22 protein-coding genes and 1 tRNA gene are annotated in these 20,308 nt (G+C 68.8%); 12 read left to right on the forward strand and 11 right to left on the reverse strand.

The genetic code is table 11. The features are described from left to right. Positions 1-36: 36 nt before the first annotated feature. Positions 37-243: a hypothetical protein gene (locus P1K31_RS13775; protein WP_276303902.1), complete on the forward strand. Its 207-nt coding sequence runs from the start codon at positions 37-39 to the stop codon at positions 241-243. 6 nt (positions 244-249) lie between these two features. On the opposite strand, the gene P1K31_RS13780 is transcribed toward P1K31_RS13775, so the two are convergent. Continuing rightward, positions 250-1,185 carry a CBS domain-containing protein gene (locus P1K31_RS13780; RefSeq protein WP_276303903.1) on the reverse strand — a complete coding sequence of 312 codons (936 nt, stop codon included), beginning with the start codon at positions 1,183-1,185 and terminating at the stop codon, positions 250-252. A gap of 152 nt (positions 1,186-1,337) precedes the next feature. Here P1K31_RS13780 and P1K31_RS13785 point away from each other — a divergent pair, with 152 nt between their 5' ends. Then, entirely contained in the window at positions 1,338-2,381 is a 1,044-nt protein-coding gene (locus P1K31_RS13785; RefSeq protein ID WP_368410813.1) for a molybdopterin-dependent oxidoreductase, read from the forward strand. Between the two features lie 42 nt (positions 2,382-2,423). Here the strand turns inward: P1K31_RS13785 and P1K31_RS13790 are convergent, their stop codons facing one another. Beyond that, a complete protein-coding gene (locus P1K31_RS13790; RefSeq protein WP_276303904.1) occupies positions 2,424-2,858 on the reverse strand; it encodes an RNA-binding domain-containing protein in 435 nt (144 codons plus the stop codon). Beyond that, the gene (locus P1K31_RS13795) at positions 2,855-3,400 is read right to left on the reverse strand and encodes an AAA family ATPase (protein WP_276303905.1); all 546 of its coding nucleotides are present in this window, start codon (positions 3,398-3,400) and stop codon (positions 2,855-2,857) included. The genes P1K31_RS13790 and P1K31_RS13795 overlap by 4 nt, the downstream gene beginning before the upstream one ends. A 154-nt stretch (positions 3,401-3,554) precedes the next feature. Here P1K31_RS13795 and P1K31_RS13800 point away from each other — a divergent pair. After that, positions 3,555-3,629: transfer RNA gene (locus P1K31_RS13800), tRNA-Arg, on the forward strand. 687 nt (positions 3,630-4,316) lie between these two features. On the opposite strand, the gene P1K31_RS13805 is transcribed toward P1K31_RS13800, so the two are convergent. From P1K31_RS13805 to P1K31_RS13820, 4 genes are all read right to left on the reverse strand, one after another. Beyond that, positions 4,317-4,817, reverse strand: coding sequence for a hypothetical protein (locus P1K31_RS13805; RefSeq protein WP_276303906.1), 501 nt, complete (start codon positions 4,815-4,817; stop codon positions 4,317-4,319). A gap of 2 nt (positions 4,818-4,819) precedes the next feature. Beyond that, positions 4,820-5,587, reverse strand: coding sequence for a methyltransferase domain-containing protein (locus P1K31_RS13810; RefSeq protein WP_276303907.1), 768 nt, complete (start codon positions 5,585-5,587; stop codon positions 4,820-4,822). Between the two features lie 14 nt (positions 5,588-5,601). Next, positions 5,602-6,207 (reverse strand): OsmC family protein, encoded by a 606-nt coding sequence (locus tag P1K31_RS13815; protein ID WP_276303908.1) that lies wholly within the window; start codon positions 6,205-6,207, stop codon positions 5,602-5,604. A 232-nt stretch (positions 6,208-6,439) separates the two neighbouring features. Beyond that, the gene (locus P1K31_RS13820) at positions 6,440-7,246 is read right to left on the reverse strand and encodes a helix-turn-helix transcriptional regulator (protein WP_276303909.1); all 807 of its coding nucleotides are present in this window, start codon (positions 7,244-7,246) and stop codon (positions 6,440-6,442) included. Between the two features lie 675 nt (positions 7,247-7,921). Here P1K31_RS13820 and P1K31_RS13825 point away from each other — a divergent pair. The 3 genes from P1K31_RS13825 to P1K31_RS13835 all read left to right on the forward strand — a co-directional run bounded on the left by P1K31_RS13825 (position 7,922) and on the right by P1K31_RS13835 (position 11,265). After that, complete coding sequence (locus tag P1K31_RS13825) at positions 7,922-10,639, forward strand: right-handed parallel beta-helix repeat-containing protein (protein ID WP_276303910.1); 2,718 nt, start codon at positions 7,922-7,924, stop codon at positions 10,637-10,639. 78 nt (positions 10,640-10,717) lie between these two features. Continuing rightward, positions 10,718-11,128 (forward strand): hypothetical protein, encoded by a 411-nt coding sequence (locus tag P1K31_RS13830; RefSeq protein ID WP_276303911.1) that lies wholly within the window; start codon positions 10,718-10,720, stop codon positions 11,126-11,128. Between the two features lie 5 nt (positions 11,129-11,133). After that, positions 11,134-11,265: a hypothetical protein gene (locus P1K31_RS13835; RefSeq protein ID WP_276303912.1), complete on the forward strand. Its 132-nt coding sequence runs from the start codon at positions 11,134-11,136 to the stop codon at positions 11,263-11,265. 75 nt (positions 11,266-11,340) lie between these two features. Here the strand turns inward: P1K31_RS13835 and P1K31_RS13840 are convergent, their stop codons facing one another. Further along, positions 11,341-12,432, reverse strand: a complete 1,092-nt coding sequence (locus tag P1K31_RS13840) for an aminopeptidase (protein ID WP_276303913.1) — start codon at positions 12,430-12,432, stop codon at positions 11,341-11,343. 89 nt (positions 12,433-12,521) lie between these two features. On the opposite strand from P1K31_RS13840, the gene ltaE reads away from it, so the two are divergent. Next, on the forward strand, positions 12,522-13,529 hold the full coding sequence (gene ltaE / locus P1K31_RS13845) for a low-specificity L-threonine aldolase (RefSeq protein ID WP_276303914.1): 1,008 nt from the start codon (positions 12,522-12,524) through the stop codon (positions 13,527-13,529). 5 nt (positions 13,530-13,534) lie between these two features. Here ltaE and P1K31_RS13850 read toward each other — a convergent pair whose 3' ends face one another. Next, positions 13,535-13,663 (reverse strand): hypothetical protein, encoded by a 129-nt coding sequence (locus tag P1K31_RS13850; RefSeq protein WP_276303915.1) that lies wholly within the window; start codon positions 13,661-13,663, stop codon positions 13,535-13,537. Positions 13,664-14,013: 350 nt separating this feature from the next. Here P1K31_RS13850 and P1K31_RS13855 point away from each other — a divergent pair, with 350 nt between their 5' ends. The 3 genes from P1K31_RS13855 to P1K31_RS13865 are packed head-to-tail and all read left to right on the forward strand — an operon-like array spanning position 14,014 to position 14,788. After that, the gene (locus P1K31_RS13855) at positions 14,014-14,196 is read left to right on the forward strand and encodes a hypothetical protein (RefSeq protein ID WP_276303916.1); all 183 of its coding nucleotides are present in this window, start codon (positions 14,014-14,016) and stop codon (positions 14,194-14,196) included. Further along, positions 14,193-14,549 carry a DUF7718 family protein gene (locus tag P1K31_RS13860; RefSeq protein ID WP_276303917.1) on the forward strand — a complete coding sequence of 119 codons (357 nt, stop codon included), beginning with the start codon at positions 14,193-14,195 and terminating at the stop codon, positions 14,547-14,549. The genes P1K31_RS13855 and P1K31_RS13860 overlap by 4 nt, the downstream gene beginning before the upstream one ends. After that, positions 14,540-14,788 carry a hypothetical protein gene (locus P1K31_RS13865; protein WP_276303918.1) on the forward strand — a complete coding sequence of 83 codons (249 nt, stop codon included), beginning with the start codon at positions 14,540-14,542 and terminating at the stop codon, positions 14,786-14,788. The genes P1K31_RS13860 and P1K31_RS13865 overlap by 10 nt, the downstream gene beginning before the upstream one ends. 361 nt (positions 14,789-15,149) lie before the next feature. Here the strand turns inward: P1K31_RS13865 and P1K31_RS13870 are convergent, their stop codons facing one another. Beyond that, positions 15,150-15,647: a metallophosphoesterase gene (locus P1K31_RS13870; RefSeq protein WP_276303919.1), complete on the reverse strand. Its 498-nt coding sequence runs from the start codon at positions 15,645-15,647 to the stop codon at positions 15,150-15,152. 73 nt (positions 15,648-15,720) lie between these two features. On the opposite strand from P1K31_RS13870, the gene P1K31_RS13875 reads away from it, so the two are divergent. Together P1K31_RS13875 and P1K31_RS13880 are read left to right on the forward strand one after the other, a co-directional pair. Next, positions 15,721-16,662, forward strand: a complete 942-nt coding sequence (locus P1K31_RS13875; RefSeq protein ID WP_276303920.1) for a cation diffusion facilitator family transporter — start codon at positions 15,721-15,723, stop codon at positions 16,660-16,662. Between the two features lie 712 nt (positions 16,663-17,374). Further along, the gene (locus P1K31_RS13880) at positions 17,375-19,609 is read left to right on the forward strand and encodes an ATP-dependent DNA helicase (RefSeq protein ID WP_276303921.1); all 2,235 of its coding nucleotides are present in this window, start codon (positions 17,375-17,377) and stop codon (positions 19,607-19,609) included. Between the two features lie 43 nt (positions 19,610-19,652). Here the strand turns inward: P1K31_RS13880 and P1K31_RS13885 are convergent, their stop codons facing one another. Continuing rightward, positions 19,653-20,141, reverse strand: a complete 489-nt coding sequence (locus tag P1K31_RS13885; protein WP_276303922.1) for a 2'-5' RNA ligase family protein — start codon at positions 20,139-20,141, stop codon at positions 19,653-19,655. Positions 20,142-20,308: the final 167 nt, after the last annotated feature.

The raw sequence follows: 20,308 nt of genomic DNA on the forward strand, positions 1-20,308 counted from the left end.
CCCGCCCCGCCCGCAGACCACCACGCCACTCGCACGATGAGTACCCAACCACCGAGTTCCACGACGTACCGACCGTATTCGACCGCCGACCGACGCGCGCCCCCTGCCGCCAGGGGGGGCGACGACGCCCTCTCGTTCGCCCGGCTCGCGGGCGCGCCGCTGTCGTTCGACGCGGCCTGCACCCGCCGCCTCGCGAACCTCGTCGACGGGGAGAACCGGGCGTTCCTCGCGTCGGGGGAGTAGGAGCAGTCAATCGTCCTCTTCGGCGCGCTCGACCGGTTCCAGCTTCTCCCCCACGTCGCACGACAGTTCGTCGACGAGGACGATCGCCTCGCCGTCGACGACGCGCTCGCCGTCCTCGTCGTAGACGGCCGTCATGAGGCGGAACCTGTCGCCGCCGAGGTCCTCGACCACCTCGCAGACGGCCGTCACCGTCTCGCCGACGTCGACCGGCCCGAGAAAGCGGAGGTCCTGCGAGAGGTAGATGGTGAGGCCGGGGATGCGCGCGAGCGCGGCGCTGATGACGCCCGAGACGAGCGTCCCGTGCGCGATGCGCCGTCCGAAGCGCGTCTCCCGGGCGAACTCGTCGTCGAGGTGGAGGCGGTTCGTGTCGCCGCTCGACTGGGCGAACGACCGCACGTCGGTCTCCGAGAGCTCCTTGCTGAAGCGCACCGTGTCGCCGACGCCGACCGGGGCACCGTTCTCGCGGGTGTGGGTGAACTCCCAGTCGGCCGACTCGTAGGCCACCTCGTCGGTGCCGAGCCGGGCGTACTCGTCGGCGTCGCGCCAGTTGTGCTGGAGCGAGAGTTCGGGGAGGTAGTACGAGAGGTCCGTCGTGGTCACGATGCCGACGAGTTCGCCGTCGTCGACGACGGGGAGGTGTTTGACGCCGCGCTCCTCCATCGTCTCGGCAGCGCGGTCGAGCGCCGCGTCCGCGCCGATCGTCACCAGCGGCGAGGACATCACCGTCTCCGCGGTCATCGCCTCCGCGGACGCGCCGTCGGCGAGCACGGCGACGAGGTCGGACTTCGTCACGACGCCCACGGGGCGTCCGCCCTCGACGACGACGAGCGATCCGATCCCGGCGTCACGGAGGTGCGTCGCGACGTCCGCGACGACCGCCTCCGACTCCGTCGTCTCCACCGTCTCCGTCATCACGTCACGCACGCGCAGCGGGATGAGCATTGCTTGTCGAAGAGAGTTCCTCGAGCGGCATGACGCTGTTGTATTGCCCGCTGTGCGCCGTTCGCGGCCACCGCGTTCGACCGCCGCGTTCGACCGCCGCGAGCGACTCGCCCCCTCGCGTACCCTATGTGATCCCGGCACCTATCTACCCCGTGCGCCTCGAACCCCGTCCGCGGCTGGTCGACTGGACCATCCTCGTCCTCGTGACGCTCGCGGTCGTCACGGGCGTCGTCAGCCTCGCCGCCGGGTCCGCCCGCGAGGCGTGGCTCTTCGTCCTCCACGGCGCTGGCGGCCTCGTCCTCGTCGTCCTCCTGTTCTGGAAGCTCCGGCGCGTCCGCCGCCGGGTGACGGGCCGCTTCGACCGCACGGTCGCGCTCTCGGTGCTCCTCGCCGCCGTCGCGCTCGCGGCGCTCGCGACGGGGATCGCGTGGGTGCTCGGCGCGGACCCCGACCTCCGGGGGTGGACGCTGCTCACCCTCCACATGGCGCTCGGCGTACTCGTCGTCCCGCTCGTCCTCTATCACCTCACGAGACGCTTCCGGACGCCCGCGCGGACCGACTGGGAGGGTCGCCGGACGGCGCTGCAGTACGCCGGGCTCGTCCTCGTCGGCGCGCTCGCGTGGCGCGCCCAGCAGGCCGTCGTCGCCGCCCTCGACACGGCCGGCGCGGACCGACGGTTCACCGGCTCGAAGCCGCGTGAGGGGACCGGCAACCGCTTCCCGGTGACCAGCTGGGTCCTCGACGACCCCGATCCGATCGACGCGGAGGCGTGGCGGCTCCACGTGTCCGGGGCGGTGGAGCGCCCGCTGACGCTCGGGTACGGCGACCTCGACGCGCGGGACGAGCGCCGCGAGGTCCTCGACTGCACCAGCGGCTGGTTCGTCGAGCGCGACTGGCGCGGCGTCCCGGTCGGCGACCTGCTCGACGAGGCGGGCGTCCGCGAGGGGGCGCGCTGGGTGACCTTCCACTCCGTGACGGGCTACCGCTTCGGTTTCCCGGTGGACGTCGCCCGCGACGTGCTGCTCGCCACGCACGTCGACGGCGAGCGCCTCGACCACGGCCACGGCTTCCCCCTGCGCGTCGTCGCGCCCGGGCGGCGCGGCTTCCAGTGGGTCAAGTGGGTCACCGCGGTCGAGGTGCGCGAGACGCGCGACTGGGGACAGTGGGTCGCGATCTTCGTCAGCGGATTGGACTGACGGGTCGGAGGGGATCGGCGGACGGTCGCTCGCTCTCCCCGCTCACCGATCGGAACCGCGCTCGTCGGGGTCGATCGGGACGCCGTCCTCCGTGGGCGGCGCGACGCGGTCGATGTACGTCTCTGGGTCCGGATCGCGGACGGTCACCTCGACCTCGATGTCGCCCAGTTCGGCGGGGGTGCCGACGGCGAAGTTGACCCGCCCCGCGAACGCCGACTGCTTCTTCAGGCGGAACGCGAAGGTGTCGCCCTCGAGGTTCCCCAGGAACGTCATCCGGGCGGTGTCGAGGATCTCCGCGCGGTGGAGGTGCTCGGAGAACGACTCGAGGGAGTGGGTCGTCGCGACGAGTTCGCCGGGGCGCTCCTCGACCTCGACGCCGGGGAAGACGTTCCGGATCGCGTCGGCGACGCGGTCGGTCACCTCCGTGGCGTACACCGGGGCGCGGATCGTCACGTCGACGCTGTAGACGGTGCTCATCGCTCCTCCTCCAGCAGTTCGCGCACCCTCGCGCGGAACGATTCGAGGCCCCCCTCGTTCTCGATGGTCACGTCCGCGCGCTCGATGGCCGCGCCCATGCCGAAGCCGAGTTCGCGCTCGTCGCGCGCCGCGAGCGACTCGCCGCCGCGATCGGTGTTGTCCCGCCCGCGCGCGCCGACGCGCTCGGCGCGGAGGTCGAAGGGCGCGACCACGGCCACGAGCGTGAAGCGCTCGCCGAATCGGTCCTCGAAGTGCTCTACCTCGGCGTCTGACCGGAGGCCGTCCACGAGGACGGTGTCGCTCCCCTCGAGGGCCTCCTCCACGCGCGGCAGGGACCGCTCGGCGATGGCGAGCGGCCCCTCCTCCTCGCGGAGTCGCTGCGCGATCTCGCCGTGGTGGTCGGCCGGGTCGAGGCCGCGGCGGCGGCACTCCGCCCGGATGACGTCGCCCATCGTCACGACCGGAATCGCCATCTCGCGGGCGACGCTCGCCGCCTCGCCCTTTCCGCTGCCCGGCAGGCCGACGGTCCCGATGACTCCCATTACCCGCGAGTCGGTCCGTTCCGTTCTTAACGGCTGTGTTCCGCGGGCGGTACTCCGCGCCCGTCGACGGTCGCGGCCGTCCCCGCGAGAAGGAGGACCGCTCCCGATGAGGGAAACGGACTGCTTTTGACGCTCTCGCGTGAACCATCCGGCGGGGCACGTAGCTCAGCTAGGATAGAGCGTCGGACTTCTAATCCGATGGTCGTGGGTTCGAATCCCACCGTGCTCGCTGGCCTGTCGCGAACGGACGTGAGCGACGGCCAGCGGATCGAGGTGGCGATTCGAACCCTGGAAGTCGCAACGCCCGAACGAAGTGAGGGCGACCGTCTTCCTCCGGTTCGAATCCCACCGTGCGCCTCACCTCCGGCGAACGTCCGTGAGCCGTGAGTGAGGTCCCCCGTGGGATTCGAATCAGGGAGCGAGCGAAGCGAGCGACCGTGGTTCGAATCCCACCGTGCCCATGCACCTTTTTTCGCCTCGGGTGCGCTCCCTTCGGTCGCGCACCACTCGGCCAAAACATCTGCACCGAAAAAAGCCGCTCGCTCGTTTCACTCGCTCGCGGCTGCCGCGCTGGCGTCGGCGGTGGCGACCCCGGTCTACCGTCCGTACGTTTATAACGGAGAGCGGGACCAGCGTCCGTGTGACCTGACTTCGGTCGCGGGGCGCTCGCGGTCGTGCGACGCCACGCCCCGCGAACCAGATCCCGCCCGCGGCGTCGCCTGCTCGCCAGGACGTTTTGCTGCACTCGCTCGACTTCGCCTCGCTCGCTGGCAAAACCTCCACTGAGACCGCGCCGCACCCCCTCGCTACGCTCGTTCGCTCGCGGTGCGGCGCGGAGACCGTGCGGCCGTCTCGACGCGGTTCGAATCCCACCGCCCTCGTTCGCGTCAAAAACGTCGTTCGGTCGCCGCGGCAGTCACGACGCCCGCAGCCCCTGGTACGCCAGAACGACGCCGACGACGAAGACGATCGTCGCCAGGTAGATCGGCCCGAGGTGGGTCACCCAGTCGTGGGCGAACGCGTCCGCGGTGTAGTGCATCGGCAGGGCGATCGCCAGGCCGACGACGGCGGCGACGACCGCGGTCGCCCACGCCCAGGTGAGCCGCTGGCGCACCCCGTACCACGAGAGGGCCGTGACGGCGATTCCCGTCGAGATGATGAACGCCGCGGTGGCGACGTGCAGGTGGCTGATGTAGTACGCGACCGTCGGATCGAGATCCGCAGGGGTCATTCCACCGAGGTGGCTGACCCCGAGTTCGAAACCGCTTCCCACGAAATTGAGGACGAGGAAGACGATCCCGTAGCCGATGAACCCGACGCCCGCGAGGGCCATCAGCAGGGACCCGTTTCTGAGCTTTGAGCCGAGCTCGACCTGTGCTTCCCGTTCGCTCGCTACCGATTGTTCTGTCGTTCCCATGATCACTTGTGAGCGCTGAGCGAGATGCTCTTCACGCCGTACGTCTGACACGCGTTCGCCGCCCGATCCGAGATGAACTGGTACCGGGTGTTGTCCCGAACGTCCGTCACCTCGAACCCGGCGGCTTCGACGGTGGTCGTGTAGCTGTCGACCTGCTCGGCCCCGCCGATGCAGGCCGCCCAGAGGTCCGCGTCGGTCTTGATGCGCTCTGGCATCCGCCGCTCGCTGACGATGTCCGAGATGGCGAGCCGTCCTCCCGACGCGAGCACGCGACTCGCCTCCGCGAAGACGCGTTCCTTCTCGGCGGAGAGGTTGATGACGCCGTTCGAGATCACGACGTCGAACGTCGCGTCCTCGAACGGCAGCTCCTCGATGTACCCCCGCTCGAAGGAGACGCCGTCCATCCCTGCCTCCTCCCGTAACCTCCGGGCCTTCTCGAGCTGCTCGTCGGTCATGTCCAGGCCGGTCACGCTCCCCGTGTCTCCGACGTGGAGCGCCGCGACGAACGCGTCCGTCCCCGACCCGCTACCCAGATCGAGTACGTCGTCCCCCTCCCGGATGTCGGCGAGATCGAAGTGGTATCCCACGCCGGCGAACGACTCTACGGCTTCCGCCGGGATCCGGTCGAGGTCGGCCGGCGGATAGCCGAGCCGTTCGGCCAGCTCGCGCCCCATCTCGAAGTGAAACTCCTCGGTCGGCGTCTCCGCGACGTTCCGGTAGACGTTCTTGACCTCCCGCTCGAGTCGTTCGATGTCCAGTGAGTGTTCCATCCCTCACCACCTCCTCAGTCGTCGGCCCGCACCTCGGCGGGGGCGTTTACGGTCAGCTGGACGTCTTGGGCGAGCGAGACGAGCGTGTAGACGGGTGCCCGTCGCGCCCACTCGTCGACCTGATCCTCGTCGAGGTCCGGGCCCGCGATATCGACTTCGGCGGTCAGGTTCTCGAAGACGGCGTCGGCCTCTTCGAGGTCCTCGAGACTGAAGAGGACGCCCGGATCGAAGTCGGTTCGGACGCGGGTCTGGAGCCGTTCGACGTCGACGCCGTTCGCGACGGCGTTGATCGTGATGCCGACGTTGATGCACGAGGCGAGCGCGGAGAGCGCGACCTCGATCGGCTCCATCCGGTCGGTTCCGCCGACCCACCCGCCCGCGTCCAGCACCTCCTTCCACCCGCCGTACGGTATCGTGTACTCGCGCGTCTCGCGGGCGATCGTCTCGCCGCCCATCGTGTACGAGTCCACCTTCGCCAGGCTGTGCGCGCACGTCCCCTCGTAGGTAGAGCGGGCCCCGAGCCCGAGTCGCACCTCGTCGGGGTTTTCGCTCGCGTATTCGGCGAACCCCTCGAGCTTGTCGATGTCTACACCGTGTCTGATCTGCTGGTCGTCGGTCATGGTTTCTTTCGCCTTCCGGCAGTAAATCGGACGAGCGCCGAGTGTAGGTAGCTAACGCGTGACGTTTCGGCAGATACTACCGACCGTGCAGTCGGTGACGATCGGCCACTCGTTGAACGGGAATCCGCCCGCGACGCGGATCGTCCCCACACCACTAGCTACGGCACTCCCCGATAGCGCTGTTACGCTCGACATACCCGACGCGGTACGTAATAACGCTCGCAGCGCGAAGTCACTCGACGGCCGGTTCGATCGCGAGCGGTCGAGCCTCGCGCCGGTAGGACCCGTACGTCGCTTCCGCCCACTCGCGCGCCGCCGGCGCGTCGGTGTCGATCAACACCCGCACCGTCCCGCTGTCGGTGTAGCCGCTGATGCCGATCCGGTGGTCGAAGAGACTGACGCCGTAGGGCGGCAGGTCGTCGTGCAACCGAACCGTGAGATTACCGCTCTCGAGGGGTTCGGAACAGTGCTCCGGGTAGGTCGACAGGATCGATCGGGCGACGTCGGGCGGATCGACGATCTCCGCGTCCATACCGTCGACGATCCGCTGACGGAACTCGTCCTTACACGGCTCGAGCAGGGCGATACTAAACCCGACGAACCGAAACCGGTCCGTCTCCCGGAGCAGCGAGACGAACCGGTTCACCGGGCGGTACGGGTCGTCGGCCGCGGCGACGGTCACGACCGCGTTAGTACACATCTCGATCGTGAACCCGCTCTCCTCGTCCGGAAGCCACTGCCAGACGTCGCGGAGCTGTCGCTCGGTCTCCACTCGCTCGATCAGCTCCGCCATCGCGGAGGCGACGTACGCGCCCAACTGCGTCGACTCGTACCGGTATCCGCCCCGGCGGATCCAGCGGCGTTCTTCGAACTCGCGCAACGTGCGCCGGATCGTCGACGACGAAACCCCGGTCATCTCCCATAGTTCGGACCGACTCCGGGGACGTTCCGTCAGAGCGACGAGCGTCGGGACGCGGTGTTCCGACCGCGCGAGGTATCCGACGTCGTCGGTCACCGGGGACGTGGTATTGAGTGACATGAAGCTAGTATCCACCTCGCAGTAATATATCCTCCTCCGGTCACGATAATCCCGCCTGCTGCGGAGGTGTCCGGTCCCCTCTCCGGGGTCGACGGTACGTTACTGTCCGGTGAACCGATCGACCCGTCGTGATCGGACACCGCGCGAGGGATCTGCTACCGTCTCCCCTGAGGGGGATAGTAGAGCGCCGGTGACGTGAGCGCGACAACCACCCCTCGTCCACCGCTCTCGGCCGACTGCGCGAGTTCATCCGGCGGTGGGAACGCGCGGATCGTTATAGCGCGTCGTCACTTCTTCCCGCGGGCTACGATAAAATCTCCCGAAGGGGTCGTTATGGAACGCTTCACCGGTCCTGCACAGTACCCGCCGCCCTCGAACCGTCCTTGAATCTTTTGGCTTACTAAGTAAGGGATATGAAAAATACTATGACAATATAAAAGTAATTTACTTAACTATTACCTATAAGAAGGCAACTATGATCTGCGAAGGACTCCTCGCCGATCACGGTCAAAGTCGAATATACTCCTCATTCAGGCCGCATATCGAGGTCTGGGAAGTCGGCCCGATCGTTGCGCTCTTCGTTATCTCCACTGATATATCTTAATTATTAACTTTCTTCTAATATTGATTTACAACAAAATACTTATTACATCGTAACCGATGAATGATGGTGGCATGGACGAATTGGCACGTGGGAGCGTGAGCGAATCCGCAGCGGACGGCTCCTCGGCGGAGGGGGAGACGGAATCGGACGCGTCGTTTCTGGATCGACGGACGTACTTGAAACTCGGTGCGACAGCGGCGGGCGTCGTCGCCGTCGGCAGCCGAGTAGGCCGGGCCGCCGGGACGACCCGTCACGGCATCGAGTTCGACCGCGTACTGAACGCCGTCGAGGACCTGGGGATGGACCCCGACGGCGAGCGGCCGATCGACGACGCGTTCTACGGGGCGATGGACGACGGGACTCTCGTCGAGTTTCCGCCCGGTCGGTACCTCTTCACCGAGTATCGGGATCAACGCGAGCTGAATCGCTTCGGCGTTCGGGGGCTCGGCGCGCACCGGCGCGACGTCGAGTTCGTCACGCCCCCCGGCGAGTCGTCGTACTTCCTCTGGATCCGCGACGGCAGCGACATCCTGCTCGAGAACCTTACCTTCCAGCAGCGGATGCGCCGCGACGGCGGCGACATCGGGAACGTCATCCGGATCCGCGACGGGTTACAGATCCACGACGTCGAGTTCGCGGGCTTCAACACCAGCGGGGACACCGACCGCTGGGCGTTGCTCCCGAAGCTCACCGATCCCGACGGCGAGGGCCTCGTGACGAACCTCGTCCACACCGGGCCGTCCGACTTCAAACCCCACGGCGTCAACGACGGTGCCGGGGGCGTCTTCCACGGTCATCGGGGGACGATCACGTTCCGCGACTGCCACATCGAGAACGCGGCGGGCGACGGCGGCCTCTACACCGGGAAGCACGAGGGCGCGGTGAACTTCGAAAACTGCCTCTTCAAGAACAACGACATGGCCGTCATGCGCCTCGGCGCGGGATCGTACATCAGGGACTCGACCGTCGTCATCGACTGGGACGACGCCCACCCGGACAACACGGGCGACCCCGGCGGGGTCAACGGCCTCTACTTCTCGAGCGGGCCGTGGGGGAAGACCGGCGGCGGCGTCTACAACTGCGACGTCATCGCGCGCAGCGCCTACCGTGACACCCCCGCCATGGGGGTCATCGCCATCAACGCCTCCGACGGCGACGTCACGATCGAGGACACCCGCATCCGAAACGACATCGACGGACAGCCAGCCGTCTTCGCGTACGCCCCCGGCGAGCGCTTCTCCTCGCACGGCACCCCGCCGGAGGACCAGTGGGGGATCACGATCGACGGCGTCTCGGTGACGGGATCGGCGCGCAGCGAGCGCGGCGCGATCGTCCTCGACAAGCGCCCGGAGTCGGTCGTCCGCGACTGCTGTATCCAGATGGAGCACGGCGACGGGATCTACCTGGAGGACTCCCCGGACTGCGTCGTCGAGAACACCTGTATCAACGTCCCCGGGGAGGCCGTCGGCTACGTCCGCTCGTCGGCCGAGACGCGCGACCTGCGCTACGACGAGTCCTGCCCCGTTCCGAGCGAGCGGTGGCGGCGGAGCGACGACGCCGACGGTTCCTCGGACGACTCCGACGGCCGATCGAGCGGAGCGGACGACGGGACGTCCCACCACCTGAAGCTACACTCGGAGGAGGCGTCGCCGTACTCGTTTTCGGTGAGCGGCGACCTGGAATTCGACCCGGCCTACGGCACCGAGGACTACCTCGAGGGGAACTCGGTTCGCGGGTTCCTCGTCGGCGGCACCGACGCCTACCGCTTCACGGGTGCTGTCACCGACTTCGAGGTGGACGGTCCGGTCGAGATCGAACTCGACGGGACCGCCGTCACCGCGGACGAACTCCGCTCGATGAGTGACCCCGACGACGGTGACGGTACTAACAGTGGCTCGTCCGGCGGTGACGGTGACGCCTCCGACGATAGCGCGTCCGGTGACGATTCGTCGGACGGCGGTTCGTCGCTCGAGGAGTCGCCCGAATCGACCGAATCGACCGACGGCGCGACGAAGCGCCACCTGAAGCTACACTCGGAGGAGGCGTCGCCGTACTCGTTTTCGGTGAGCGGCGACCTGGAATTCGACCCGGCCTACGGCACCGAGGACTACCTCGAGGGGAACTCGGTTCGCGGGTTCCTCGTCGGCGGCACCGACGCCTACCGCTTCACGGGTGCTGTCACCGACTTCGAGGTGGACGGTCCGGTCGAGATCGAACTCGACGGGACCGCCGTCACCGCGGACGAACTCCGCTCGATGGGCGATCCCGCCCCCTCACGCACCCTCGCGGTCGTCGGGACGGGCGACGCGGCGGCGACCTATCGGTTTACCGTCAGCGGCGGCGTCGCGCCCGATCCCGACGTCGGATCGATCGACGCCGGGGACAACATCTCGGGCGGGAGCGCGGAGGGTGCCGTGCTGGGCGGGACGGACGGCTACCTGTTCTCCGGTTCCGTCACCGACTTCCAACTCGACGGTCAGGCGGCCGTCTACGTCGACGGCCGCCAGGTCGATCCGGGGCTGCTCGCGTCGGCGGGCGTCGAGGGGGCGGTACTGCCCCACACGTTCGTCGTGGACGGGACCGGCAGCGACCCCTGCTCCTACACCCTAGCGGTGGACGGGACGATCGTCAAACACCCGCGGGGGAGCGACGACGCCGCGACCGACACGATCACCGGAAACGAGGTGACGGGACGCGTCGAGGGCGGCGTCGACGCCTACCGCTTCCGCGGCAACCTGACGAAGCTCCTGATGAACGGTACGGCGCAGCTGTCGTTCCTCGAGGAGTAAGTTCGCCCCCCGCCCTCGACAGCGCGAGGCCGCCCGGGCGGCGACAGGACGATATGCCCGCCTCGCGACGGGAGTACAATGCACTCGCCGGAACACGCCGCGGTCGGGGCGGTCGTCAGCGCCGTCGGGGTCGCGGTCCTCGCGTTCACGGAGGCGTTCTCGCTCGCCGCGCTCCTCGCGCTGTGGGCGTACGGCGTCGCGCTCAGCGTGTTCGTCGACCTCGACCACTTCCTCATCGCCCGGATCCAGACGGGTGACTGGTCGCACCTGCGGACCTCCCTGCGCGACCTCCGCGGGGCGTTTCTCGACCAGGAGGGTGCCTTTCGCGGCCTCGCGATGGAGCGCCGCCGGCACCTCAGCCACCACCTCGTCGTCGGCCTGCTCGTGGGCGCGCTCGCGCTCGTCTCCGTCCCGGTGGCGGCCTTCACCGCCGTCGTGCTCTACGCGCACGTGCTCTGTGACCTCCTCCGAGACAACGAGATCGCGTAACGGGGATGGGCCCGCGAGTCAGCCGTAACGCACGCCCGAGCCCCCGCGACCTTCTCGTCCGCAGCGCGCTCGCGCTCGTCCGGACCGTCGACGCGACGCTGGTCCACGCCGCCCTGACGCGCCTCGTCGCTCGCTGACGCGGGGGAGACGGGTCGAACCTTCAGACACTCTGACTCCTCGGGTACCGTGTTACTTCCGTGGGCGGCCTCCCGCTATCCGTCGAAGCCCTCCTCGAAGGCGAAGGTGCCGTCCCGCTGGACCACCTCGCCGTCGAGTTCGACGCGCGAGTCCTCGCTCATGTCCACGATCATGTCGACGTGGATCGCCGACTGGTTCGCCTCGCGGCCCTCGCCGACGGTGTCGTCGTAGGCGCGGCCGATCGCCATGTGGACGGTGTCGCCCATCTTCTCGTCGAAGAGCATGTTGTAGGTGAACCGGTCGATCGCGCGGTTCATCCCGATGCCCAGCTCTCCCAGCCGCCGCGCCCCCGCGTCGGTGTCGAGCAGTTCGGTCAGCACGTCCTCGTTCTTGTCGGCCCCGTGCTCGACCACCTCGCCGCCCTCGAAGACGAGGCGCGCGCCGGTAACCTCGCGGCCCTGCTGGTAGACGGGCTTGTCGAAGAGCACCTCGCCCTCGACGCTGTCGGGGACGGGCGCGGTGAACACCTCGCCGCCGGGGAGGTTGTACTCGCCGTAGTCGTTCTGCGTGCGCATCCCGTCGACGCTCATGGTGACGTCGGTCGTCTCGCCCGAGACGATCCGCACCTCGCTCGCCGCGTCGAGGCGCTCGACCATGTTCGCCTGGAACTCGCGCTGGGCGTCCCAGTCCCGGTTGATGGCGTCCCAGACGAAGTTCTCGTAGGCCTCGGTGCTCGTCTCGGCGAGCTGCGCCCCCGCGGGGGTGGGAAACTGGGTGAGACACCAGCGCTTGCCGAGGACGGTCTCCTGGACGGGCCGGTAGACGCGCGAGTGGGCGGCGTTAGTCTCGGTGGGGACGTCGCTCGTCTCCGTCGCGTTCGCCTTCGCACGGACGCGGATCACGCGGTCCGCGCGCTCGTAGAGCGCCTTCAGGTGCTCCGGCGTCCGGAGGTCGTCCTCGTCCACGGCGCGGAGGTACGCGCGGTCCGCCCTGTCGCTCTTCCCGAGGTAGACGGGCGTCGCGCCGCGGTCGCCGAGCACCTCGTGGAGCGCGACGACGAGGTCCTCCGCGGCGGCAGGGGCGGCGACGACGACGAGATCGCCCGGCTGTACGTCGGTCGAGTGCGAGGCGATGACCTCTGCGTGTTCCCTGATACGCGGATCCATGCCTCGACCTCCACTCGCGCCGCCGATACCCCTTTCGGAGTCACGGCCGGACCACGGCGTATTTGACGCCGGGCGGGCTACGAGCGGCCATGATCGACCTCCGAAGCGACACGGTCACCCGTCCGAGCGACGCGATGCGCGAGGCCGCCCGCGACGCCGAGGTGGGCGACGACGTCCACCGCGACGATCCCACCGTGGCCGAACTCGAAGCGCGCGCGGCCGACCTGCTGGGCAAGGAGGCGGCGCTCTACGTCCCCAGCGGCACCATGGGCAACCAGATCGCCGTCCGCGTCCACGCCGACCGCGGCGAGGAGCTGATCTGCGAGCGCGAGTGCCACGTCTACAAGTGGGAACTCGGGGGCGTCGCGCAGCTCTCGGGCGTCCAGCCCCGCCCGGTCGACGGCGGCGAGCGCGGCGCGCTCACCCCCGGGCAGATCGAGGCGGCGTACGTCGAGGCGAGCAGCCACCGACCGGGGACGGGACTCGTCGCGCTCGAGAACACGCACAACAGCAAGGGCGGGGTCGCCCTCGCGCCGGAGGTGCTCGACGCCGCCGCCGGGGCGGCCCACGACCTCGGCGTCCCCCTCCACCTCGACGGCGCGCGCGTCGCCAACGCGGCCGTGTCCCGGGGCGTCCCCCTCGACCGCATGGTCCGCGAGGTGGACTCCGTGATGATGTGCCTCTCGAAGGGCCTCGGCGCGCCCGTCGGGTCGGTGCTCGCGGGCGACGCCGAGTTCGTCGAGCGCGCCCGCCGCGTCAGGAAGCTCCTCGGCGGCGGGATGCGCCAGGCGGGGGTGATCGCCGCGCCCGGTCTCCTGGCGCTCGAAAACGTCGACCGTCTCGCGGAGGACCACGAGAACGCCCGGGTGCTCGCCGAGGGACTCTCGGACCTCTCCGGCCTCGTCGTTCAGGAACCGGAGACGAACATCGTCCTCGTCGAGACCGAGGGGCCGGCGAGCGCGTTCCTCGACCGGATCGGCGAGGCGGGCGTCGCCGGCTCCGAGTTCGGCGAGCACACCGTCCGGTTCGTCACCCACTGGGACGTCTCGCGCGACGACGTGGAGGCAGCCGTCGAGCGCGTCGCCGAGGCACGCTGACGGCGCTACCGCCGGCCGTCGAAGCCCTCCCGGAACGCGAGCGCCGTCCGGCGGAACATGAGGTACACCGCGAGCAGGAACAGGACGATCGCGCCGATGACGACGAGAGTGACGATGTCGAGGCCGAAGACCATACGAACCCTGACGGCCCGCTCACGAAAGTCATTTCGGGGACGATCGCTCAAACGATCGTTTGAGCCTTCCGCGTCTATATGAGACACTCTCACGTAGTGAGTACTGTCGCTTCGGCCCTCCCCCCGACGCTCGCCTTCTCGCCACGACTTCGCGCGGATCGCCCTGAAACCGTCAGTCCGTCTCCGAAATCAGACTGACCTCCCGGGGCTCATACGAAATCTGGGTAGTAGTTTCGGGCCGTCAATGACTTACCGTCGAGGAGTGGTTTGACGACGATGCGTCCGCTGCCGCCGCCGACAGCGACGCGGAGACGGAAAGCACACGTACTCGGTGGCGGTTTACGGGAACGGTGACGACGCTGCTACTCGTATCGACGGCGTGCGCCGTCGTCGCGGTCTACGTCTACCGGGGCGAGGCGGTTCCGCTGTGGGCGACCGCGACGTTCGGCCTGGCGACGCTCGCGAGCGTCGCCAGGGTGTTCGGGGAATCGGCGTTGAAGGCTGCTCGCTCCGCCGACGGGGGGTCGAAGTGACCGAGTACGAACAGGAGTGGACGACCGAGCGCGGGCTACCGCCGTGCTGTCGCCTTCGCGTGGCGATGACGAAGCGACGGGGGACGCCCGTTCGGTTCGTCGTCCAGCTTGAGTATTGGCACGCTGGCCGGTGGTTAGAGGTCGCACGATCCGATCACGACGTCGACGGACCGACCTACCGGAACGTCGAGGTGGTCGGGCTACATCTCGATCTGTACCACCCTGAGAAGGGGCAGGTCGCCAAGCGTACGCTTTCCAGACCGCTTCCGGCGAAAGAGGCGATGGGGAGAGCCGAGAGGTATTTACGAGCGAACGCCCAAAACTATGTCACGAGGTTTGAACGATGGCTGTAAAGGACGTCCCCGATGTGTCGGATTTTGACCGCCCCGACCTGCGGCTGGCCCCCGAAACGCATCGGGCGCAGGCCGAGATGGCGGCCGAACGCGGCGAGGAGTACGACCCCTACGAGTACGAACGGCGTATCGACGAGTGGATGGAGGATGCGCCGGACCCTATCGAGGGAGCGGAACCCGTCGAGGGGAAAGAGGAGCTGTTCGAGGAGTGGCGGACGGCCCTCGACGGCGACGAGTAACCGGGCCGTGAGACGGGCGGGTGGGGCTCCTTCAACCTCACAAGGGTTCGTCTGAAACGAGGGGACGTTCGGGCGGAAGCGGTTGGGCGAGGCGGTCTTCAACCTCACAAGGGTTCGTCTGAAACCGACGACGACGAGCAGGCGAGCCTCGCCTCGGGGCAGCCTTCAACCTCACAAGGGTTCGTCTGAAACCCGTGCACGATACCGGGCCGTGAGCGTCTCTATCGCGTGTGTCCACTCAAGTGTTTCCGTCGACCCTCGATACCCCCTTGACCCCCGGGGGGTCGACGGCGGTCGGTGCCCGGAACCAGTCGCTACTCCCATCGCCGGCGTCGTCGTTCGGTCGTTCGATCCCCGGCGCTCACATCTCGAACCCGTCGATGACCGTCCCGTTCGGTCTGACCAACTGCCCCCGGAGCGGGTCGAGTTCGAGTTCCGCGTGCGCGGGTTCGTACCACCGCGGGTCGGCGTGGCTGCCGGGATTGAGGAGGGGGACGGTCCCGAGGTAGCCGAACTCGGGCCGGTGGGAGTGGCCGACCACGACGAGGTCGGCGTTCTCCTGGCGACCGAACAGAGCTAGCGCCGTCTCCGTGTGCTCGTGGCCGTGGGCCATCGCGATCCGGACGCCCTCGAATTCGACCGTCCGGGTTCTCGGGAGGCGTTCGCGGACGCCGGGGGCGTCGTTGTTCCCGACCACGCCGACGAACGCGGCGCTCTCGGCCTCGAAGGCGTCGAGGACCGATTCGGTGAGGAAGTCGCCGGCGTGGCAGACGAGGTCGGCCTCGCGGACCGCCTCGAGGGTGCGACCGTCGAGGCGGTGTCCGTCTCGTCCGTGCGTGTCGGAGAGTACCGCGATCATGCGGGCAGTGACGGTGCGGAGCTACGAGTCGCTGGCGGTAGCTCTTTGCCGTATGCTCGTCTGTCGATAGGTAATGGCAAGCAGTACGACCGTCGTCCTCGCCGCCCTCTTCGCGAACGCGGCGATCGCCGTGCTGAAGTTCGTCGGCTATCTCCTGACGGGCAGTCCGTCGATGCTCTCTGAGACGTATCACTCCATCTCGGATACGGGCAACCAGGTGTTCCTCCTGGTCGGCATCCGCTACAGCGACAAGGTAGCGAGCCGCGGCCACCCGTTCGGCTACGGGAAGGCGCAGTTCTTCTACGCGTTTCTCGTCGCGGTCCTCCTGTTCGGCATCGCGGGCTGGGAGAGCGCCGCCCACGGCTACGAGGCCATCGTCCACCCCCACCCGGTCGCGCCGGGGGACGTCGAACTCCTCGGCCGGACGTTTCCGGCGGTCTACGTGAACTACGCGGCGCTCCTCGGGGCCATCGGCTTCGAGAGCTACGCGCTCAAGAAGGCCTACGAGGGGCTCTCCCTGCAGATGGACGAGCACGGCTGGTCGACTCTCCGCGAGGCGTTCCGCAAGACCAGCGACGTGACCACGCTGACGGCGTTCACGGAGGACTCGATCGCCATGGGCGGCGCTGGACTCGCCCTGCTCGGCGTGTTCCTCTCCCGGCAGACGGGCAACCCGATCTACGACGCCGTCGCCTCCTTCCTCATCGGACTCATGCTGATGGGCTTCGCGCTCGCGCTCGCGTGGGAGAACAAGCGCCTGCTCATCGGCGAGAGCCTCCCCAGGGGCGAGGAACGGGACCTGAAGGCCATCGTCGCCCGCTGGGACGGCGTCCGCCACGTCGACGACTTCCGGACGGTGTACTTCGGCCCCGAACAGCTCATCGTGACGGCCGACGTCAGCTTCGATGACGGTCTCAATACGGGAGAGATCGACGAGCGCATCACCGCCATCGAACGCGCGCTCGTCGAGCGCGAACCGCAGGTGCAGAAGGTGTACATCGAGCCCGAGCGTTGAACCACCACCTTTTGCTGCGCTCGGCGCGCTTCGCGCGCCTCGCTGGCAAAAGCTGGATCAAAACCCTCCTCACCCCCTCACTTCGTTCGGGGGTTCGTCGGTCCGCTCGCTCACTGCGTTCGCTCGCGGGCCAGCGCACCGACGTCGGCGGTGGAACCCCCGGTCTACCGTCGCGTATCTTTATATCCGAGAACGGGACCAGACCCCCCGTGCGCTGACTCCCGTCGCGGGGCGCTCGCGGTTGTGCGACGCCACGCCCCGCGAACCACCCTCGCCGCGGCGTCGCCTGTTCGCCAAGGTGCCTTGCTGTGTACGCCGAAGGTGCGGTCTCGAAACGTCCACAGGAACCGCACCTCACCCCTCTGCCGGACCCGTGGCGCTCGTCTGGCGTGCTCCCACGTCCTCTCGGCTCCCAGGGTGGGTTCGCCCCTCCGCTCCTTCGCTCACTGCGTTCGCTCAGTCGCAGAGGAATCGAAGCACGATGGTGGAAACGCTCGCGACGGCGACGCCCGACCTTCCACGCTACCGTCCGGCACGATCTCCGCGAGCGAGGCGCGAAGCGCCGAGCGAGCGGGCCAAGGAACCCCCGAGCGGAGCGAGGGGGTGAGGAGGCTTTTGGTCCAGCTTTTGCCAGCGAGGCGCGCGAAGCGCGCCGAGCGCAGCAAAAGGTGGGTGTGAGGATTTTTAACCGATCCCGAACAATCCGCTCACAGTGACCGAGGTGAGCGAGCCGGCGTACCTGCGCTTCTTCCCGTACGGAGAGCCGTACGACCACCAGCGCGAGGCGATGGCGACCATCTCGTCGGCGCTCGAGGACGGCCGGGACGTCCTCTTCGAGGGGGCCTGCGGGACCGGGAAGACCCTCGCGGCGCTGGTCCCGGCGCTCGAGCACGCCCGCCGGACGGGAAAGACGGTCGTCATCACGACGAACGTCCACCAGCAGACCCGGCAGTTCATCGAGGAGGCGCGCGCGATCACCCGCCAGGAGGCGATCCGCGCGGTCGTCTTCCGCGGGAAGGGGTCGATGTGCCACATCGACGTCGGCTACGAGGAGTGCCAGGCGCTCCGCGACACGACGCGGTCGCTGGTGGAGGCCGAGCGCGACCGCGGCGACCTGGGCGACCGCGGCGACGAACTCCTGGAGGAGGCCCGGCGGGGCGACGCCGGGGCGGCCGAGGGGCGTCAGGCGGTGATGGACGAACTCGACGCGCTCGACGACGAGCTCGAGGAGCTGCGGGAGGCGGCCACCTGCGAGCACTACTACGAGAACCTCACCGGCGACACGGACGAGTTCTACGGCTGGCTGTTCGAGGACGTGCGAACGCCGGAGGAGATCTACGAGCGCGCCGGGCAGCTGGGGTTCTGCGGCTACGAGCTCCTGAAGGAGGGGATGGAGGGCGTCGACCTCGTGGTCTGTAACTACCACCACCTGCTCGATCCGACGATCAGAGAGCAGTTCTTCCGGTGGATCGGCCGCGATCCGGAGGACGTCATCGTCGTCTTCGACGAGGCGCACAACGTCGAGGACGCCGCGCGCGACCACGCGACCCGGACGCTCGCGGAGCCGACGCTCGACGGCGCGCTCGCGGAGCTGGAGGAGGTGACGGACGCCCGCGCCGACGCCGCGCGGAACGTCGTCCGCGCGTTCCGGGAGGCCCTCGTCGCGACGTACGACGACGCGCTGGCGTTCGGCGAGCGCGAGGCCGTGGGCGACTCGTGGTACGACCTCTCGATCACGAACGAGCGGGGGCGCGACGACCTCACGCTCGCCTTCCTCGACGCCTACACCGGCCGGGGCATCCACGAGGACCTGGACGAGGCGCTCGAACTCGGCGCGGCGCTCGACCGGCGGTACCACGAGGCGTACAAGGAGGGCGAGACCCGGACCAGGAGGGAGTGTCGCGTCCTCCAGGCCGCCACGTTCGTCGACGACTGGCTGCGCGACTCGGACCAGGAGGGCCAGTACCCGGTCGTCTCCGTCCGGCGCGATGGAGGATCGGACGAGGTGTACGGCCGCGCGGAGCTGTACACCTGCATCCCGCGGCAGGTGACCGAGCCGCTGTTCGACGAGCTGGCCGCGAGCGTGCTGATGAGCGCGACGCTCCGACCGTTCGACGTGCTTGCCGACGTGCTCGGGCTGGGCGGCGCGGACGGATCGGACGGCCAGCGCCCCCGGGCCGGGGGTGACGAGGGGGACGCCCCCGTCACGATGGCCTACGGGGCGCAGTTCCCCGAGGAGCGCCGTCGCACCTACGCCGTGGACGTGCCGGCGCTGTTCGCCAGCCGGCGGGACGACCCCGCCACCCAGCGGGAGGTGACGGGCGTGCTGGAGGACGCGGTCGAGTTCACGCCGGGCAACGCGCTCCTGTTCTTCCCCAGCTACCGCGAGGCCGAGCGCTACCACGACCTGCTCTCGGTGGACGCGACGCTCTACCTCGACGAGCCGGGCACGCCGGTCGAGGAGCTGCGCCGGCGGTTCGTCGAGGACGGCAACGGCGCGCTGCTCACCTCGCTCTGGGGGACGCTCGCGGAGGGGGTGAGCTTCGACGACGACGACGCCCGCACGGTCGTGGTCGTCGGGGTCCCGTACCCGCACCTCGACGATCGGATGGACGCGGTCCAGGACGCCTACGCGACGGCGTTCGCGGACGCGGGGCGCGAGGACCCGGGCTGGGAGTACGCCGTCGAGGTGCCCACCATCAGGAAGACCCGACAGGCGCTCGGGCGCGTCGTCCGTTCGCCGGAGGACTTCGGCGTCCGGATCCTCCTGGACGAGCGCTACACCGGTCGTGCGCGCCGGGAGATGCGAAAGTACAGCGTCGCCGAGACGTTCCCGCCCGAGGAGCGCGTCGAGACCATCGACGTCCAGCCCGAGAAGCTCCGCTTCGCCATGCTCAACTTCTACTCCGACATGGACGCGTGGGCGGGCGCACCGCCGGCCCCCTGACCGGTCCGTCACCACCGCGCACTTTCGCCCCCGTTCGCCGCCGCTACCGGCCGAGGGGGAGCGAACCGATCCGCTCGCGGCGGTCCGCGTCCCACAGCCAGAGTTCGTCGACCGTCCACGCGACGGGCGGCACGTCGCGATCGCGGAATTGCGCGACCGCCCCGGGGTCGCCGCCCCGGCCGAGCGTGACGTGCGGGACGTAGTCCGCCCCCTCGATGCCCGCCACGGGATCGAACGCCGCGCAGAGTCGGTCGTGCAGGAGGCACAGACCGGGACTCTCGACGACGAGGTGGAGGATCGGACCGGTGGGGCCGTCGAAGGTCCCGAGGCCGTCGACGCGGGCGGCGCAGGCCGGGGCGTCGGAGAGCGCCGCCCGACTCCGGGCGGCGACGCGTCGGTGATCGCCCCCGCCGAGGCGCTTCACGACGAGCGTCGGGCGGTGTCGGGGGCGGACGCCCGCGGGGAGGTCGCCCTGGAGGTCCGCGACGAGCGCGTCCGCGGCCGGCGAGAGCGGGGCGTTGAGGCTGTACACGCCGTGTGTGTGGCGCCCCGCTCGGATATACTGTCGCCCCTCCTTCGAGAAGGAACGATCGACGGGCGAAATACGGCCCGATCGACCGCGTACCGCGCTCGACATATATGAACGTCGGAAGTGTCCGCCCATCGGTGGAAATTCGTTTCGCGAGTCAGCCCCCGGTA

Source organism: Halomarina halobia (assembly GCF_029338575.1).
GTDB classification, from domain to species: Archaea; Halobacteriota; Halobacteria; order Halobacteriales; family Haloarculaceae; genus Halomarina; species Halomarina halobia.

Bases quoted from the DNA above. Each gene is read 5' to 3' on its own strand.
- P1K31_RS13775 (WP_276303902.1), top strand. From the start codon at position 37: ATGAGTACCCAACCACCGAGTTCCACGACGTACCGACCGTATTCGACC.
- P1K31_RS13780 (WP_276303903.1), bottom strand. From the start codon at position 1,185: ATGCTCATCCCGCTGCGCGTGCGTGACGTGATGACGGAGACGGTGGAG.
- P1K31_RS13790 (WP_276303904.1), bottom strand. From the start codon at position 2,858: ATGAGCACCGTCTACAGCGTCGACGTGACGATCCGCGCCCCGGTGTAC.
- P1K31_RS13795 (WP_276303905.1), bottom strand. From the start codon at position 3,400: ATGGGAGTCATCGGGACCGTCGGCCTGCCGGGCAGCGGAAAGGGCGAG.
- P1K31_RS13805 (WP_276303906.1), bottom strand. From the start codon at position 4,817: ATGGGAACGACAGAACAATCGGTAGCGAGCGAACGGGAAGCACAGGTC.
- P1K31_RS13810 (WP_276303907.1), bottom strand. From the start codon at position 5,587: ATGGAACACTCACTGGACATCGAACGACTCGAGCGGGAGGTCAAGAAC.
- P1K31_RS13815 (WP_276303908.1), bottom strand. From the start codon at position 6,207: ATGACCGACGACCAGCAGATCAGACACGGTGTAGACATCGACAAGCTC.
- P1K31_RS13820 (WP_276303909.1), bottom strand. From the start codon at position 7,246: ATGTCACTCAATACCACGTCCCCGGTGACCGACGACGTCGGATACCTC.
- P1K31_RS13825 (WP_276303910.1), top strand. From the start codon at position 7,922: ATGGACGAATTGGCACGTGGGAGCGTGAGCGAATCCGCAGCGGACGGC.
- P1K31_RS13830 (WP_276303911.1), top strand. From the start codon at position 10,718: ATGCACTCGCCGGAACACGCCGCGGTCGGGGCGGTCGTCAGCGCCGTC.
- P1K31_RS13835 (WP_276303912.1), top strand. From the start codon at position 11,134: ATGGGCCCGCGAGTCAGCCGTAACGCACGCCCGAGCCCCCGCGACCTT.
- P1K31_RS13840 (WP_276303913.1), bottom strand. From the start codon at position 12,432: ATGGATCCGCGTATCAGGGAACACGCAGAGGTCATCGCCTCGCACTCG.
- ltaE (WP_276303914.1), top strand. From the start codon at position 12,522: ATGATCGACCTCCGAAGCGACACGGTCACCCGTCCGAGCGACGCGATG.
- P1K31_RS13850 (WP_276303915.1), bottom strand. From the start codon at position 13,663: ATGGTCTTCGGCCTCGACATCGTCACTCTCGTCGTCATCGGCGCGATC.
- P1K31_RS13865 (WP_276303918.1), top strand. From the start codon at position 14,540: ATGGCTGTAAAGGACGTCCCCGATGTGTCGGATTTTGACCGCCCCGAC.
- P1K31_RS13870 (WP_276303919.1), bottom strand. From the start codon at position 15,647: ATGATCGCGGTACTCTCCGACACGCACGGACGAGACGGACACCGCCTC.
- P1K31_RS13875 (WP_276303920.1), top strand. From the start codon at position 15,721: ATGGCAAGCAGTACGACCGTCGTCCTCGCCGCCCTCTTCGCGAACGCG.